This is a genomic window from Burkholderia metallica (genome assembly GCF_902832845.1).
Classification (GTDB): domain Bacteria; phylum Pseudomonadota; class Gammaproteobacteria; order Burkholderiales; family Burkholderiaceae; genus Burkholderia; species Burkholderia metallica.
In genome coordinates this window covers 260,735-275,000 of sequence record NZ_CADFDB010000009.1, presented here as the reverse complement: position 1 = coordinate 275,000, position 14,266 = coordinate 260,735, and the positions used below count along the sequence as shown (strand labels likewise).

Genomic DNA, 14,266 nt, shown 5'->3' with positions numbered 1-14,266 from the left:
CGCAACGGCGGTGCGTGGATGAAGCGCGCGGCAATCTCGTAAGGCCGGGGCGTCATTATAGTTTCGTTTGATGTCGCGCTCGCTTCAGTCGGCCGGCGCGCCGCGTGCGGCGGCCAGCAATTGCGACGTCAGCGGATGGTGCTCGCCGCGCCGCGAGCGGATCGCGTGGATCTCCTCGGTCACGTCGCCCGCGCGCCCGAGCCGCCTGAGCCCGCGCAGCAGCGACGCGTCGTTCGCGCCGAGTTCGCTCAGCGGAAACACGCCGAGGCCGCGCGCTGCGAACACGGCCATCAGCGCGCTGTCCTCGAATTCCCCGGCCACGCGCGGCACGATCCGTTCGCCTTCCAGCCACAGGTCGAGGCGCGCGCGCAGCGCGGAATGGGCGGTCGGCAGCAGCACGGGCAGGTCGGCGAGGCACTGCGGAAACTCCTGCCGCGCGGCCGGCGTGACGAGCGTCGCGGGGCCATACCAGTCGACCGGCGACGCGACGAGCCGCTCGCTCGTCACGCGCAGATTTGACCCCGACGGCGCACCCTGGCCGGCCAGCACCAGATCGAGGTGATGCAGCGCAAGCTCCGCGAGCAGCGCATCGTGCTCGCCCTCGTGGCACAGCAGCCGCAGCGTCGGCGTATCCAGCACGGGCGCGAGGATCGCGTGCGCGGCGAGCTTGGAGATCCCGTCGGCGAGCCCGACCGCGAGCCGGACAGTCGGCCGGCTGGCCGCCGCGCGCACTTCGTCGGGAATCAGCCGCCCGAGCTCGAAGATCGCTTCCGCGCGCGCAAACGCGGCCTGGCCGGCGTCGGTCATCGTAACGCCGCGCCCGGCGGGGCGCAGCAACTGGTGCCCGAGCGCCTTCTCGAGCTCGCGCACCTGCGCGCTGATCGTCTGCACGGCCATGTCGAGCCGCGCGGCCGCGCGCGCGAAGCCGCCTTCCTTCACGACGACCCAGAAATAGTACAGATGTCGGAAATTGAGCATCGGATCGTAATTTCGGAAAAACCGAACCAAAACTCAGATTCTCGCTGATTTTTACGAAGTTCGCGGCGGCATATCATCTGGCTTTCCACTTTCGCATCGGCCCATTCATGGACTACCTGCTGACGCTTGCCGCCGACCCCGCCGTCTGGGCCGCGCTCCTCACGCTCGTCGTGATGGAAGTCGTGCTCGGCATCGACAACCTGATCTTCATCTCGATCCTCAGCAACAAGCTGCCCGAAGCGCAGCGCGCCCGCACGCAGCGCCTCGGTATCGCGCTCGCGCTGGTGATGCGCCTCGCGCTGCTCGGCAGCGTCGCGTGGATCGCGAGCCTCACCGAACCGGTGTTCACGCTGTTCGACCATGCGTTCTCGTGGCGCGACATGATCCTGCTGTCGGGCGGCCTGTTCCTCGTGTGGAAGGCGACCACCGAGATCCATCACCACGTGTCGCACGACGGTGACGGCGCGGGCGGTGCCGGCGGCGCGGTCGGCCTGACGATGTGGGCCGCGATCGGCCAGATCGTGATGCTCGACATCGTGTTCTCGATCGACAGCATCGTGACCGCGATCGGCATGACCGAACACGTGCCGATCATGTTCGTCGCGGTGATCGTCGCCGTCGCCGTGATGCTGTTCGCCGCGCAGCCGCTCGCACGCTTCATCGACCGCAACCCGACCATCGTGATGCTCGCGCTGTCGTTCCTGGTCGTGATCGGGATGACGCTGATCGCCGAAGGGTTCGGTTCGCACGTGCCGAAGGGTTACATCTACGCGGCGATGGCGTTCTCGGCCTTCGTCGAAGGGATGAACATGCTGGCGCGGCGTGCGAAGGCGAAGCGCGCGGCACGCACGCAAGGCCACTGAATTACCGCGCGTGACGTCGGCCGCGGCCGGCGCACGCGCATCGTACGGAATCCGGACGACATTCGCCCGGAAAGGAGAGATGCGATGAAATGCCCTGTCTGCAAGACGCCCGACCTGCTGATGGCCGAGCGCCAGTCGATCGAGATCGACTACTGTCCGACCTGCCGCGGCGTGTGGCTCGATCGCGGCGAACTCGACAAGCTGATCGCCCGCGAAACCGATGACGCGCCGGCACGTCGTGACGCCGCACCGGCGCCGCCCGAGGCGTCCGCGCAGCGCGGCCGCGACGACGGCTGGGGGCGCGACGGCCGCGCGCACGACGACCGTTACCGGCACGACGGCCGGCGTCGCAAGAAGTCGGTGTTCGACCTGTTCGATTTCGATTGAAGCCACCGGCGCCGCCGCGTGCCGCGTGTCGTGAAACAAGCCCCGCACAGGCGTTGCCTGGCGGGGCTTGTTCATCGTCGGTACGGCATCGGGCCGTACCGCAGCGAGACGCTCATGCGTCGCCGGCTTTCACGTCGATACGGCGCGGGCGGGTTTCTTCGCGACGCGGAATCGTCAGCGTGAGCACGCCATCGCGCAGGTTCGCGTCGATCCGCGACGTGTCGAGGTCCGCGCTCAGCGCGAACGTGCGCTCGAAGCGCGGCGCGCGAACTTCCGCATGCCGCACGCGCAACTCGGCCGGCGTGTCGATGCGCGCTTCGGCTTCGATCGTCAGCGTACTGTCGTGCACCTTCACGTCGAGGTTTTCCCGCGGCACGCCGGGCAGGTCGGCGCGCAGCGTCACGCACTGCGAATCTTCGACGATGTCGACGGCCGGCACGATCGCGGGCCGACGCGCTGCGTCGTCTGCGGTGGCGGTGGCGGTAGCGCCAGCGGCCGCGGACGGGGTGCCGGACTGGCGTTCGGTCAGGGTCTGGCTCGTATTCATGTCGTTCTCCTGAAGGTGATGCCGAGGTTACTGGACGGTGATGGCGCGCGGCTTCGATTCTTCGCGACGCCCGACGCGAATCAGCAGGCAGCCGTTTTCGTAGCGGGCGCTGACGTTGTCGGGATCGGCGTTCTGCGGCAGCTCGACCACGCGGCGGAACTTGCCGTGAAAGCGCTCCTGCGCATACGTGCGCACGTCGTCGCCGGCTGGCTGCGGCACGGGCTTGCGCTCGCCGCTGATCGTCAGCAGATCCTTGTCGATCGATACGTCGAAGTCCGCCGCGGCCATGCCGGGCGCGAACGCGACGATCTCGATCGTGTCGTCGGTCGCGCCGATGTTCAGCGCGGGGAATGCGCTCGGCCGGCCCGCGCGGATGCCGGTCGGAAGTCCGCCGAACAGGCCCGCCATCTGGCGCTGGATGCGGGCGAATTCGTCGAACAGGTCGTTGCCGAAATAGAGATCGCTCATGATGGTCCTCCTGCACGTGAAGCGCGGAATACGCGACGGGCGCCGACGGCACGGTGCCGCGCGGGGTTCCGCTGGATCGAAGCGGGGCGGTGCCCCGGCACCGCGTAATTAGAGGTCGCCGAAACGGATTTCAAGAGGGGAAATCGCACGCCGCATCGCCGCGGCGCGACGCTGCGAATCGATGCCAATCGATGCGACAATCCCCGCGCATCCACTGACCACGGAGACCGGACGCACATGGACATTCAACGTATCGCGATCGTCGGCACCGGCGTGATCGGCGCGAGCTGGGCCGCCTTCTATCTGACGCAGGGTTTCGACGTCGTCGCGACCGACCCGGCGCCGCAGGCCGACGCGCGGCTGCGCGACGCGCTCGCCGCGTTTCTCGGCGACCGGGCTGCCGAACTGTCGGCGCGGCTGTCGTTCGACGCCGATCTCGTGCGTGCGCTGGACGGTGTCGACTTCGTGCAGGAGAACGGCCCCGAGCGGCTCGACGTGAAGCGTGCGCTGTACCGGCAGATGGACGACGTGCTGCCCGCGCACGTGCCGATCGCGTCGAGCTCGTCGGGCCTGAAGATGTCCGAAATCCAGACCGCGTGCGCGAAGCATCCGGAGCGCTGCCTGATCGCGCACCCGTTCAATCCGCCGCACCTGATCCCGCTCGTCGAGCTGGTCGGCGGCGATGCGACCGGCCCGGACGTGATCGCGCGCGTGAAGGCGTTCTACGATGGGCTCGGCAAGCAGACCATCGTGCTGAACAAGGAGATGACCGGCCACGTCGCGAACCGGCTCGCGGCCGCGCTGTTCCGCGAGGTGTATCACCTCGTCGGCGAAGGCGTCGTGAGCGTGGCCGATGCGGACAAGGCCGTCGCGTGGGGCCCCGGGCTGCGCTGGGGGCTGATGGGGCAGTGCCTGACCTATCACCTCGGCGGCGGCGCGGGCGGGATCGCGCACTTCCTCGAGCACCTGTCGGGGCCGATCACGAGCTGGTGGGACGACCTCGGCACGCCGTCGTTCGATCCGGCAGTCGATCGCAAGCTGAACGACGAGTTGCGCGCAATTCAGGGCGAACGCTCGATACAGGAACTGGCGGCGGAGCGCGACCGGCTGCTCGTCGAACTGATCGACGCGCGGCGCCGCAGCTTCCTGCCGTGATCCGCACCCGCCGGCGCGGCTGGGCCGGCTATTGCTGCGACATCGCCTCGTGGGCGGGCGGCGTCTGGGCCAGCCACGCGGGGTTCGTGGCCTGCACGAGTTCGCGGTTGCGCGCGCGCGTCGCCGCGTTCGGCGGGTAGTTGCCGTCGTTCGTCGGCAGTTCGCCGTCGAGATAGGCCTGCTTGAGCTGGTCGATGACTTCTGCGCGCGTCAGCCCCGGTGCGGGGGCCGACGTGTCGGTCTGCGCAAAGGCGGGGGACAGCACGGCGGCTGCGGCGGTCGCGACGGCGAATCGCAGGATGTTCTTCATGGTGGGCTCCGATCAAGGGGAGGGGGTATCGGAGGCACGCAGCGAGATGCGATGCGTTCCGATGGGAGCCCATTGTCGCGAGCGGGCGCTGCGCGGACGATGACGCGTTCCGGGCAAAGCTGTCAGGTGCGACTGATGCGCCCGGGCGCCCGATACCGTTACAACTCGGCCGCCGCCGTGATCAGCGTGGCTTCGAGCGCGAGCGTCGAGCGCGACGCGGCCGCCGGCCGGTCGATCACGTATTCGAGTTCGCCGAGTTCGGGCAGCCCCGCGTCGAGCCGCGCGAGCCCGGCCGGGATCACGTAGCCGGCGAACGCGCTGACGCCGAGCCCCGCGCTCGCGGCGGCGCGCAGCACCGCGACGCTGCTGCTCACCACGGCGATCCGGTACGGCCGCCCGATGGCCTCCAGCGATTCGAGCACGCGGCGGCGCGACACGCTCGGCTCCGGATGCATCGCGAGCGGCAGCACGGCTTCGTGGCCGGTGATCCGCGAATCGGGGCCGGTGCACCAGTACAGCGGCTCGCTGCGGATCACGCGGCCGCGCCGGCTGCCGGCGATGCGTTTCGCGAACACCAGGTCGTGCCGCCCTTCGTCGAGCGCGTCGAACAGGTCGCCCGACAGCCCGGTCGAGATCGCGAGCTCGACATCCGGATTGCGCTGCACGAAGCTCGCGAGCGCGGCCGTCAGGTGCGCGGACGCGAAATCCTCCGACATCGCGAGCCGCACCTTGCCCGACAGCGGCGGCCCGCACACCGACGTGACGGCTTCGTCCATCAGTTCGAGGATGCGCACCGCGTAGCGGAACAGCGCGTCGCCGTGCTGCGACAGGTGCACGTTGCGCGTGTCGCGTTCGAACAGCGGCCGGTCGAGCAGCTCCTCGAGGCGGCGGATGTGCTGGCTGACGGTCGACTGCGACAGGCTCACGCGCTCGGACGCGGCGGTGAAGCTGCCGGACTGGGCGACGGCGACGAAGCTGCGCAGCAGCTCGGGCGGTAACGGGCGCATTGCTAAATCCACTGAATCGGTTTCGACAACTTCATAAATGGCCGGATGGCGCGGCGCTAGTATCGGATCACGCGCCGGTGCAGCCTCTGCGAACGGGAGCTGCCGGACGCGTAGCCCGTGTCGCGCCGCCGGCTGTATCGGTCAGTCTAAGCCATCCGGCGTCCGGCCCGAAACCGCATCATCCCATCGACCCCGAGAACGTGCTCGCACGACGAGCCGCCGGGCCGCGGCGCACCGCCGCAGGAGACGAGTCCGCGCACCGGATCGGCGTGCGGCGCCGGCTTCCGCACGCGTTCGGCGCCCGTCACGAAGAGACTGGAGACGACTCATGATCATCTACGGAACCGCGCTGCTGGCGTTCTGCCATCTGGCCGGACTGTTCCTCGGCGACCTGCTCGGCAGCGCGATCGGCGTGAAGACCAACGTCGGCGGCGTCGGCATCGCGATGCTGCTGCTGATCTGCCTGCGCCTGTGGCTGCACCGCCGCGGCTGGCTGCCGAAGGAGACCGAGGCCGGCGTCGGTTTCTGGGGCGCGATGTACATCCCGGTGGTCGTCGCGATGGCCGCGAACCAGAACGTCGTCGCCGCGCTCAAGGGCGGCCCCGTCGCGCTGCTGGCCGCGGTCGGCGCGGTCGCGATCTGCGCATGCTGCATCGCGGTACTCGTGCGCACCGGGCGCGACGACACGGCCTTCGCGGGCGTGCCGCAATTCGAAGAACAGTGACGGAGGCCGCCATGCTGCAGATGCTCGAAAAAACCGTCGCCCACAACGGGCTCGTCGCGTCGTTCGCGCTGGTCGGCCTGATCATGTGGATCTCGTCGCTCGCGTCGCGCAAGCTCACGTTCGGCCGCGTGCACGGCTCCGCGATCGCGATCGTGATCGGCCTCGCGCTGGCTTACGTCGGCGGCGCGTTCACCGGCGGCGAGAAGGGCCTCGCCGACGTGCCGCTGTTCGCGGGCGTCGGCCTGATGGGCGGCGCGATGCTGCGCGATTTCGCGATCGTCGCGACCGCATTCGAAGTGCAGCCGGCCGAGGCGCGCAAGGCCGGGCTCGTCGGCGTCGTGTCGCTGCTGCTCGGCACCGTGCTGCCGTTCATCGTCGGCGCGTGCATCGCACGCGCGTTCGGCTATACCGACGCGGTCAGCATGACGACGATCGGCGCGGGCGCCGTCACCTATATCGTCGGGCCCGTCACGGGCGCGGCGATCGGTGCGAGCTCCGACGTGATCGCGCTCAGCATCGCGACGGGGCTCGTGAAGGCGATCATCGTGATGGTCGGCACGCCGGTCGCGGCCGGCTTCATGGGCCTGAAGACGCCGCGCTCCGCGATGATCTTCGGCGGCCTGGCCGGCACCGTGAGCGGCGTGAGCGCGGGGCTCGCCGCGACCGACCGCCGGCTCGTGCCGTACGGCGCGCTGGTCGCGACGTTCCATACGGGCGTCGGCTGCCTGCTCGGCCCGTCGCTGCTGTTCTTCACGACGCGCGCACTGGTCGGCGCATAGACCCGGACGATGTACGGCCCGCGTGCGGGCCGCATCCATCGCGGCGTCCTCTGAGTCGCATTCGTCAACATCATCAATCGGCGGCGGCGCCAGGCTTAGAATGCCGCTAAACCATCGAAGCGGGAGAACTGTTCATGACGGGATGGAATCACGCGCGGCAGGCGCGCGATGCACGCCTCGCGGCCGGCGCGGCCTTCGCGCGGGGCAAGCGGGTCGATGCGCGCGACACCGTCGCGTTGCTCGAAGCGGTGCTGCGCCCCGGCGACCGCGTGTGCCTCGAAGGCGACAACCAGAAGCAGGCCGACCTGCTCGCGACGGCGCTCGCCGACGTCGACAGCGCGAAGATCCACGACCTTCACATGGTGCAGTCGGGCGTCGTGCTGCCCGAGCATCTCGACGTGTTCGAGCGCGGCATCGCGAAGCGTCTGGACTTCGCGTACTCCGGCCCGCAGTCGCAGCGCATCGCGAAGCTGCTGTTCGGCGGCAAGATCGCGCTCGGCGCGGTGCACACGTATCTCGAACTGTTCGCCCGCTACTTCATCGATCTCACGCCGCAGGTCGCGCTGATCGCCGCGGTCAGCGCCGACGCAGACGGCAACCTGTACACCGGCCCGAACACCGAAGACACGCCGACCGTCGTCGAGGCCACCGCGTTCAAGGACGGCATCGTGATCGCGCAGGTCGACCGCATCGTCGACAAGGTACCGCGCGTCGACATCCCGGGCGACCGCGTGCATTTCGTCGTCGAGGCCGGCCGGCCGTTCTACGTCGAGCCGCTGTTCACGCGCGACCCGGCCGCGATCACCGAAACGCAGATCCTCACCGCGATGCTCGCGATCAAGGGCATCTACGAGCCGTACGGGATCAAGCGCCTGAACCACGGGATCGGCTTCAACACGGCCGCGATCGAGCTGCTGCTGCCGACCTACGGCGAGAAGCTCGGGCTGAAGGGCAAGGTCTGTTCGCACTGGGCGCTCAATCCGCACCCGACGCTGATCCCCGCGATCGAGTCGGGCTGGGTCGAGCAGATCCACTGCTTCGGCTCGGAAGTCGGGATGGACGACTACATCCGCGCGCGCTCCGACATCTGGTTCACGGGCCCCGACGGGTCGCTGCGCTCGAACCGCGCGTTCTGCCAGACGGCCGGCCTCTATGCGTGCGACATGTTCATCGGCTCGACGCTGCAGATCGACCTGTCCGGCCATTCGTCGACGGTCACGGCCGAGCGCATCGCCGGCTTCGGCGGCGCGCCGAACATGGGCAGCGACGCGCGCGGCCGGCGCCATCCGAGCGAGCCGTGGCTGAAGGCCGGCGCGCAGGCCGACCCCGACACGCCGGCGGCGCTCCGGCGCGGCCGCAAGCTGGTCGTGCAGATCGGCGAGACGTTCGGCGACAAGAACGTGCCGATGTTCGTCGAGAAGCTCGACGCGCTGAAGCTCGCCGACAAGCTGCAGCTCGACCTCGCGCCGATCATGGTCTACGGCGACGACGTCACGCACATCGTCACCGAGGAAGGGATCGCGAACCTGCTGATGTGCCGCGACAAGGACGAGCGCGAGCAAGCGATCCGCGGCGTGGCCGGCTATACGGAAATCGGCCGCGGCCGCGATCGCCGCATGGTCGAGCGGTTGCGCGAGCGCGGCGTGATCCGTCGCCCGGAGGATCTCGGCATCGATCCGCTCGACGCCGACCGCCGCTGGCTCGCCGCGCGTTCGATCAAGGATCTCGTGCACTGGTCGGGCGGCCTCTATGCGCCGCCGGCGCGGTTCCGCAACTGGTGAGGAAGAGGGCATGGAACAGTTGAACTATCGCTTCACCGCGCGCGAACGCGCGAAGGGCGACGAGGCCGCCGCGCTCGTCGGCGTGGTGGCCTCCGGCAATCTCGAGGTGCTTGTCGAGCGCGTGCTGCCGGGCAACGCATGCGAGATCGACATCCGTACCGCGGCGGTCGGTTTCGGCGCGGTATGGGAGGCCGTCGTCACGGATTTCGTCGAGCGGCGCGCGCCGGGCGGCCTGAAGCTGTCGATCAACGACGGCGGCGCGCGGCCCGACATGGTGTCGCTGCGGCTCGCGCAGGCCGTGCGCGCGATCGAGGGGGAATCGGCATGAGCGACGTCAACGTCAGTCGCGACGCACCGGCGTTCGTCGCGAATGCGGCGAGCTGGTACGAAGCATCGGCGCGGCAGCGCATCGACGGGCTGCTCGATGCGGGCAGTTTCGGCGAATTCCTCGGCCCGGCCGAGCGCGTGACGAGCCCGCACCTGCCGCTGTTCGACCTGCCGCAGCAGTTCGACGACGGGATGGTGGTCGGCCACGGCCGGCTCGACGGCCGGCCGGTGTTCGTCGCCGCGCAGGAAGGCCGCTTCATGGGCGGCGCGTTCGGCGAAGTGCACGGCGCGAAGCTCACCGGGCTGCTGCGTGCCGCGCGCGAAACCGGCACGCCGGTGCTGATCCTGTTCGATACGGGCGGCGTGCGGCTGCAGGAAGCGAATGCGGGCGAGCTCGCGATCGCCGAGATCATGCGCGCACTCGTCGAAGCCCGCGCGGCCGGCGTGCCGGTGATCGGGCTGATCGGCGGGCGCGCGGGCTGCTACGGCGGCGGCGGGCTGCTCGCCGCGTGCTGTTCGGCGCTCGCGGTGTCGGAGCAGGGGCGCATCAGCGTGTCGGGCCCCGAGGTGATCGAGACGAATCGCGGCGTCGAGGAATTCGACTCGAAGGATCGCGCGCTGATCTGGCGCACGATGGGCGGCAAGCATCGGCGGCTGATCGGCGCTGCGGACCGATATGTCGCCGATACCCCGGATGCGTTCCGCGCGGCGGCGCTCGACCTGATCGGCCGCGCGCCGGCGTTCGACGCGGCGATGCTGCGTGCCGAACAGGCGCGCCTCGAAGCCCGTGTCGAGCGGTTCGGCGCATGCAAGGATGCGCTCGACGTGTGGCGCGCGCTCGGGGCCGACAAGCCGGAAGCGATTCCCGGGATGCCCGACGATGAATTCGCGAAACTCGCTGACCAGTTACAGGAGCCGAAATGAATCGCCCCCTACGCTCACGTTGTTCGCTACGCGTCGACTGCGCGGCTGACTCTTGCGGCCGGCTGTGCGGGTGCGCAGCGATGCGCCGCGCATTCCCCGTGACGCCCGTTGCGGCAGCCCGGCAGGAGGCCGCATGACGCTCGATGAAATCCTGAACGCGCTGTTTCCGAAAGGCCATTCGATCGCACGCGCCGGCGGCCTGCTGACGGGCCATGCGGAACTGGCCGGCACGCGTGTCGACGTGATCGGCGTGGCCGACCGTTCGCCGTTCGGCATCGACGAGGCGCTGACGCTTGCGGCGCGCGTGCTCGACACGGTCGCGCGCGGCGGCGACACGCCGATCCTCGTCCTCGTCGACAGCGACAGCCAGCGGATGAGCAAGCGCGACGAACTGCTCGGCCTGAACGAGGGGTTGTCGCATCTCGCGAAGTGCCTGATGCATGCGGATCTCGCCGGGCACCGGACGATCGGCGTGCTGTACGGCCACACGGCCGCGGGCGCATTCATCGCGACCGCGCTCGCGACGCGCACGCTGCTCACGGTGCCGGGCGCCGAGCCGGAGGTGATGGACCTGCCGTCGATGTCGCGCGTGACCAAGCTGCCGATCGACGTGCTGAAGGAGATGTCGCGCTCGACGCCGGTGTTCGCGCCGGGGCTCGACAACCTCGTGAAGATGGGCGCCGTCGACGCCGTGCTCGATCCGGCCCGCGCGCTCGACGCGCAGGTCGGCGAATGGCTGGCCAAGCCGGTCGACCGTATCGACCGGCGCGCCGCGCGCGGCCGGCCGGTCGCCGCGGATGTCGCCCGGCGCGTCGAGGCGCTCGCGCGTGCCGCACGCTGAGCTGCCGCTGCGCCGCCACACGCTCGTCACGCTGACGGCGGCGGGGTGGGGCGCGGCATTCGCGCGCGATCCCGCGCTGGCGGGCGATCCGCTCGTGCGCGCATGGGCCGGGCGCGGCTGGCCGCTGATCGTGCGTCGCGCATCGCCTGACGAGGTCGATGCCGGCCGCGTGCCGCTCGGCCTGTCGCTGCCGCCTTCGGCGGGCAAGCGGCGCATCGCATTGAACGCGGCCGCCGACGCGCTCGCCACGGTCCGCCCGTTGCCCGCATTGCCTGACGTGCTTGCAGCCGCGCCCGACGCGTGGCGCGCGCCGCTGCGCGAACTCGACGCGCTCGGCGCGCGCTGCGGCGTGCAGGGCCGCGTGTTCGGCAGCCTCGCATGGCAGGCGCTGACGGGCGAGCGCTACCTGAGCGAGTCGTCCGATCTCGACCTCGTGTTTCCGCTGCCGGATGCCGGATCGATCGCACCGCTGCTCGACGGCCTCGCGGCGCTCGACGCGCGCGCGCCGATGCGCATCGACGGCGAACTGCTGCGCGACGACGGCGCGGGTGTGAACTGGCGCGAACTGCATGCGCCGCAGTCGGAAGTCGCGGTCAAGACCGCGATGGCCGTCGAACTGATGCGGGCCGACGCATTCACCGGAGGCGCGCGATGAGCGCGTGGGCCGCCTGCCGCGTCGCGGCGCCGCTCGAAGCCGAGCGCCTCGCCGAACTGGCCGAGCGCAGCCTCGTGCTCGAAATCGAGACCTATCCGAAGCCGGGGCTCGTCAGTCATGTCGATACCGGCAGTCATGCGGATATGGATGCCGCGACGTTCGCCCGCAGCGCCGCGGTGCTGCGCCCTTACTTCGCCGAGTTGGCCGACGCGGGCGCGCGCGATGCGGACATGGCCGTGCTGCGCAAGATCGGCCTGCGCGCCGAGCACGCGATGCTCGCGGCGACGGGCGGCGTCAATACGCATCGCGGCGCGATCTTCGGGCTCGGGCTGCTGTGCGCGGCCGCGGGCCGGCGCGCGGTGCCGGGCGCCGTGCCGGACGGGATGACGCTCGGCGCGTTCGTGTCCCGCCGCTGGGGGGCCGACATCCTCGGCGGCCCGCGCCTGCCCGACAGCCACGGCGAACGCGCGAGCCGCCGCTACGGCGTCGGCGGCGCGCGGCGCGAGGCGGCCGACGGTTTCACGACCGTTTATGCGGTCGGACTGCCCGCGCTGCGTCGCGCGCGGCGCGACCTGCCCGGCGACCCGGAAGCCGCGCGCGTCGACGCGTGCTTCGCGCTGATCGCCGCGCTCGACGATACGAACCTGCTGCACCGGGGCGGCCAGGCCGGCCTCGACTTCGCGCAGGCGACCGCACGCGCGTTCGTCGCGCGCGGCGGCGTGCGTGCGCGCGACTGGCGGCTGCGCGCGGCCGCCGCGCATCGTGCGTTCGTCGCGCGCCGGCTGAGCCCGGGCGGCGCGGCCGACCTGCTCGCGATGAGCGTCTTCGTCGATGCGCTCGAAATCGACGAGGGCGCGCGATGACGCTCGCCATCCTCTGTTCGGGGCAAGGCGCGCAGCGCGCCGACATGTTCGATCTGACCGGCGCCGCGCCGCAGGCCGACGCGCTGTTCGCGCATGCCGGCCGGCTGCTCGGCGACGATCCGCGCGCGTGGGTCCGGCAGGCCGGCCCGGACGCGCTGCGCGAGAACCGCGCCGCGCAGATCCTCTGCACGGTCCAGGCGCTCGCGGCCGCCGCGCTGCTCGATGCGGTGTGGCCGCGCCGGCGCTGCGTGGCCGGCTACAGCGTCGGCGAAGTCGCGTCGTGGAGCGTCGCGGGGATGATCGAGCCGCGCGCCGCGCTCGACCTCGCCGATGCGCGTGCGCGTGCGATGGACGCCGCGAGCGGCGGCGACGAGCGCATGGTGTTCGTGCGCGGCCTGACGCGCGCGCAGCTTGCGCGGTTGTGCGACGGCCGCGATGCGGCGATCGCGATCGCGAACCCCGGCGACGCGTTCGTGGTCGCCGGGCGGCAGGCCGATGTCGATGCGGTAGCCGACGCCGCGTCGCGCGACGGCGCGCTGCGCGTCGCGCCCGTGTGCGTGCGGATCGCGTCGCACACGCGCCGGCTCGCCGCGGCGGTGCCGAAGTTCCGCGCGTCGCTCGCCGCGACGCCCGTGCGGCGACCGCTGCCCGGCACGCGGCTCGTTTCGGGGATCGACGGCGCGTCGGTGCTCGACGTCGACGCGGGCCTCGACAAGCTGGCGCGGCAGATCGCGGAGCCGGTCGAGTGGGCGGCCTGTCTTGCCGCGTGCGTGGAGGCCGGCGCGACCGCGTTCCTCGAACTCGGCCCCGGCCGCGCGCTGGCCGAGATGGCCGCCGGCGCGTATCCGGCGCTGCCGGCGCGCAGCCTCGCGGATTTCCGTTCCGTCGACGGTGTGGCGAGCTGGCTCGCGCGCGTCGCGGCGGGCTGATCGACGGCGTGAAAAACGGGCTGTAGTCCGCTTACCGCGCACCGGTTTTGCGCTGTGTGTTGCGCCGGCGCAGCAGCGTCGCAGCCGATGCTTGTCACGCGAATTGGCATCGCTACAATGGCGCCCGCCATGAGACCCGCCGCCTTCCTTCTCGCTGCGCTCTGCTGCGCGGCGAGCGCCCACGCCAGCCATATTCCGTCCGACGCCGCGTCGGTCGGAACGTACTTTTCGTATGACAACGCGGCGGCCGACACGACCGTCGATCTGATCGACCACGCGCAGCGCCGCGTGCTGCTGGCCGGCTATACGCACCTGCCGCTGGCGGTCGCGAGCGCGCTGCGTGCGGCCCGCGCGCGCGGGGTCGAGGTGCGTGTCGTGCTCGTGCGCTCGCCGCGCGCGGGCCGTTACAGCGGCGCCGGCTATCTGAAATCGTCGGGTGTCGACGTGGCGATCGATTCGCGGCACGGCGATCCCGCGCGGCGCTTCGTGATCGTCGACGACAGCGTCGCGCTGACCACGCTGTCCGACGGCGCGGCCGCGCATGCGGAAACGGTGAACGTGTTCCAGCGCGCGCCCGAGCTTGCGCAATCCTATGCGCAGTCGTTCTGGCGGCTGTATCGGCAGGCCGCCGGCCTCTGACCCTTTCCCGCGGCGCCGTGCGCGCCGGTGTGACCCTGCTTGCATCGGCACGGCCGATGAACCATGCTCGTCGACAGGCGCCGGCGCGG

The 14,266-nt window shown here is 70.7% G+C and carries 18 protein-coding genes; 13 read left to right on the top strand and 5 right to left on the bottom strand.

What is annotated here, in order from left to right:
- Nucleotides 1–84: 84 nt before the first annotated feature.
- Nucleotides 85–978, bottom strand: a complete 894-nt coding sequence (locus HWX08_RS24585) for a LysR family transcriptional regulator (protein WP_174921346.1) — start codon at nt 976–978, stop codon at nt 85–87.
- A gap of 107 nt (nt 979–1,085) precedes the next feature.
- Between HWX08_RS24585 and HWX08_RS24580 the strand changes: the two genes are divergently transcribed.
- Nucleotides 1,086–1,841 (top strand): TerC family protein, encoded by a 756-nt coding sequence (locus tag HWX08_RS24580; RefSeq protein WP_107310071.1) that lies wholly within the window; start codon nt 1,086–1,088, stop codon nt 1,839–1,841.
- Between the two features lie 84 nt (nt 1,842–1,925).
- The gene (locus HWX08_RS24575) at nt 1,926–2,228 is read left to right on the top strand and encodes a TFIIB-type zinc ribbon-containing protein (protein WP_174921345.1); all 303 of its coding nucleotides are present in this window, start codon (nt 1,926–1,928) and stop codon (nt 2,226–2,228) included.
- 112 nt (nt 2,229–2,340) lie between these two features.
- Here the strand turns inward: HWX08_RS24575 and HWX08_RS24570 are convergent, their stop codons facing one another.
- A complete protein-coding gene (locus HWX08_RS24570) occupies nt 2,341–2,775 on the bottom strand; it encodes an Hsp20/alpha crystallin family protein (RefSeq protein WP_069256271.1) in 435 nt (144 codons plus the stop codon).
- A 27-nt stretch (nt 2,776–2,802) separates the two neighbouring features.
- A complete protein-coding gene (locus HWX08_RS24565; protein ID WP_069256272.1) occupies nt 2,803–3,243 on the bottom strand; it encodes an Hsp20/alpha crystallin family protein in 441 nt (146 codons plus the stop codon).
- Nucleotides 3,244–3,480: 237 nt separating this feature from the next.
- Between HWX08_RS24565 and HWX08_RS24560 the strand changes: the two genes are divergently transcribed.
- Entirely contained in the window at nt 3,481–4,398 is a 918-nt protein-coding gene (locus HWX08_RS24560) for a 3-hydroxyacyl-CoA dehydrogenase NAD-binding domain-containing protein (RefSeq protein ID WP_174921344.1), read from the top strand.
- A gap of 28 nt (nt 4,399–4,426) precedes the next feature.
- Here the strand turns inward: HWX08_RS24560 and HWX08_RS24555 are convergent, their stop codons facing one another.
- Together HWX08_RS24555 and HWX08_RS24550 are read right to left on the bottom strand one after the other, a co-directional pair.
- Nucleotides 4,427–4,708 carry a DUF4148 domain-containing protein gene (locus HWX08_RS24555; protein WP_069256274.1) on the bottom strand — a complete coding sequence of 94 codons (282 nt, stop codon included), beginning with the start codon at nt 4,706–4,708 and terminating at the stop codon, nt 4,427–4,429.
- 158 nt (nt 4,709–4,866) lie between these two features.
- The gene (locus HWX08_RS24550) at nt 4,867–5,715 is read right to left on the bottom strand and encodes a LysR substrate-binding domain-containing protein (protein WP_107310076.1); all 849 of its coding nucleotides are present in this window, start codon (nt 5,713–5,715) and stop codon (nt 4,867–4,869) included.
- A 328-nt stretch (nt 5,716–6,043) separates the two neighbouring features.
- On the opposite strand from HWX08_RS24550, the gene madL reads away from it, so the two are divergent.
- From madL to HWX08_RS24500, 10 genes are all read left to right on the top strand, one after another.
- A complete protein-coding gene (gene madL, locus HWX08_RS24545) occupies nt 6,044–6,439 on the top strand; it encodes a malonate transporter subunit MadL (RefSeq protein WP_034186756.1) in 396 nt (131 codons plus the stop codon).
- An 11-nt stretch (nt 6,440–6,450) separates the two neighbouring features.
- Nucleotides 6,451–7,218, top strand: coding sequence for a malonate transporter subunit MadM (gene madM / locus HWX08_RS24540; protein ID WP_069256276.1), 768 nt, complete (start codon nt 6,451–6,453; stop codon nt 7,216–7,218).
- A gap of 134 nt (nt 7,219–7,352) precedes the next feature.
- Complete coding sequence (mdcA, locus tag HWX08_RS24535; RefSeq protein ID WP_069256277.1) at nt 7,353–8,999, top strand: malonate decarboxylase subunit alpha; 1,647 nt, start codon at nt 7,353–7,355, stop codon at nt 8,997–8,999.
- A gap of 10 nt (nt 9,000–9,009) precedes the next feature.
- The gene (gene mdcC / locus HWX08_RS24530; protein WP_069256278.1) at nt 9,010–9,327 is read left to right on the top strand and encodes a malonate decarboxylase acyl carrier protein; all 318 of its coding nucleotides are present in this window, start codon (nt 9,010–9,012) and stop codon (nt 9,325–9,327) included.
- Nucleotides 9,324–10,250 carry a biotin-independent malonate decarboxylase subunit beta gene (locus tag HWX08_RS24525; RefSeq protein WP_174921343.1) on the top strand — a complete coding sequence of 309 codons (927 nt, stop codon included), beginning with the start codon at nt 9,324–9,326 and terminating at the stop codon, nt 10,248–10,250. The genes mdcC and HWX08_RS24525 overlap by 4 nt, the downstream gene beginning before the upstream one ends.
- A 133-nt stretch (nt 10,251–10,383) precedes the next feature.
- On the top strand, nt 10,384–11,091 hold the full coding sequence (gene mdcE, locus HWX08_RS24520; protein WP_174921342.1) for a biotin-independent malonate decarboxylase subunit gamma: 708 nt from the start codon (nt 10,384–10,386) through the stop codon (nt 11,089–11,091).
- Nucleotides 11,078–11,746, top strand: coding sequence for a malonate decarboxylase holo-[acyl-carrier-protein] synthase (gene mdcG / locus HWX08_RS24515; protein WP_174921341.1), 669 nt, complete (start codon nt 11,078–11,080; stop codon nt 11,744–11,746). The genes mdcE and mdcG overlap by 14 nt, the downstream gene beginning before the upstream one ends.
- Nucleotides 11,743–12,609, top strand: a complete 867-nt coding sequence (gene mdcB, locus HWX08_RS24510) for a triphosphoribosyl-dephospho-CoA synthase MdcB (protein ID WP_174921340.1) — start codon at nt 11,743–11,745, stop codon at nt 12,607–12,609. The genes mdcG and mdcB overlap by 4 nt, the downstream gene beginning before the upstream one ends.
- Nucleotides 12,606–13,538: a malonate decarboxylase subunit epsilon gene (gene mdcH / locus HWX08_RS24505; RefSeq protein WP_174921339.1), complete on the top strand. Its 933-nt coding sequence runs from the start codon at nt 12,606–12,608 to the stop codon at nt 13,536–13,538. Before mdcB ends, mdcH begins: the two co-directional genes overlap by 4 nt.
- A 117-nt stretch (nt 13,539–13,655) precedes the next feature.
- Nucleotides 13,656–14,177 carry a phospholipase D-like domain-containing protein gene (locus HWX08_RS24500; protein ID WP_174921338.1) on the top strand — a complete coding sequence of 174 codons (522 nt, stop codon included), beginning with the start codon at nt 13,656–13,658 and terminating at the stop codon, nt 14,175–14,177.
- The last annotated feature ends 89 nt before the right edge of the window (nt 14,178–14,266 follow it).

Coding starts and splice junctions, on each gene's coding strand:
- HWX08_RS24525 (WP_174921343.1), top strand. CDS start 9,324: ATGAGCGACGTCAACGTCAGTCGCGACGCACCGGCGTTCGTCGCGAAT.
- mdcB (WP_174921340.1), top strand. CDS start 11,743: ATGAGCGCGTGGGCCGCCTGCCGCGTCGCGGCGCCGCTCGAAGCCGAG.
- HWX08_RS24500 (WP_174921338.1), top strand. CDS start 13,656: ATGGCGCCCGCCATGAGACCCGCCGCCTTCCTTCTCGCTGCGCTCTGC.
- mdcE (WP_174921342.1), top strand. CDS start 10,384: ATGACGCTCGATGAAATCCTGAACGCGCTGTTTCCGAAAGGCCATTCG.
- HWX08_RS24585 (WP_174921346.1), bottom strand. CDS start 978: ATGCTCAATTTCCGACATCTGTACTATTTCTGGGTCGTCGTGAAGGAA.
- HWX08_RS24550 (WP_107310076.1), bottom strand. CDS start 5,715: ATGCGCCCGTTACCGCCCGAGCTGCTGCGCAGCTTCGTCGCCGTCGCC.
- HWX08_RS24565 (WP_069256272.1), bottom strand. CDS start 3,243: ATGAGCGATCTCTATTTCGGCAACGACCTGTTCGACGAATTCGCCCGC.
- HWX08_RS24570 (WP_069256271.1), bottom strand. CDS start 2,775: ATGAATACGAGCCAGACCCTGACCGAACGCCAGTCCGGCACCCCGTCC.
- madM (WP_069256276.1), top strand. CDS start 6,451: ATGCTGCAGATGCTCGAAAAAACCGTCGCCCACAACGGGCTCGTCGCG.
- HWX08_RS24555 (WP_069256274.1), bottom strand. CDS start 4,708: ATGAAGAACATCCTGCGATTCGCCGTCGCGACCGCCGCAGCCGCCGTG.
- mdcA (WP_069256277.1), top strand. CDS start 7,353: ATGACGGGATGGAATCACGCGCGGCAGGCGCGCGATGCACGCCTCGCG.
- madL (WP_034186756.1), top strand. CDS start 6,044: ATGATCATCTACGGAACCGCGCTGCTGGCGTTCTGCCATCTGGCCGGA.
- mdcH (WP_174921339.1), top strand. CDS start 12,606: ATGACGCTCGCCATCCTCTGTTCGGGGCAAGGCGCGCAGCGCGCCGAC.
- HWX08_RS24560 (WP_174921344.1), top strand. CDS start 3,481: ATGGACATTCAACGTATCGCGATCGTCGGCACCGGCGTGATCGGCGCG.
- HWX08_RS24575 (WP_174921345.1), top strand. CDS start 1,926: ATGAAATGCCCTGTCTGCAAGACGCCCGACCTGCTGATGGCCGAGCGC.
- mdcC (WP_069256278.1), top strand. CDS start 9,010: ATGGAACAGTTGAACTATCGCTTCACCGCGCGCGAACGCGCGAAGGGC.
- HWX08_RS24580 (WP_107310071.1), top strand. CDS start 1,086: ATGGACTACCTGCTGACGCTTGCCGCCGACCCCGCCGTCTGGGCCGCG.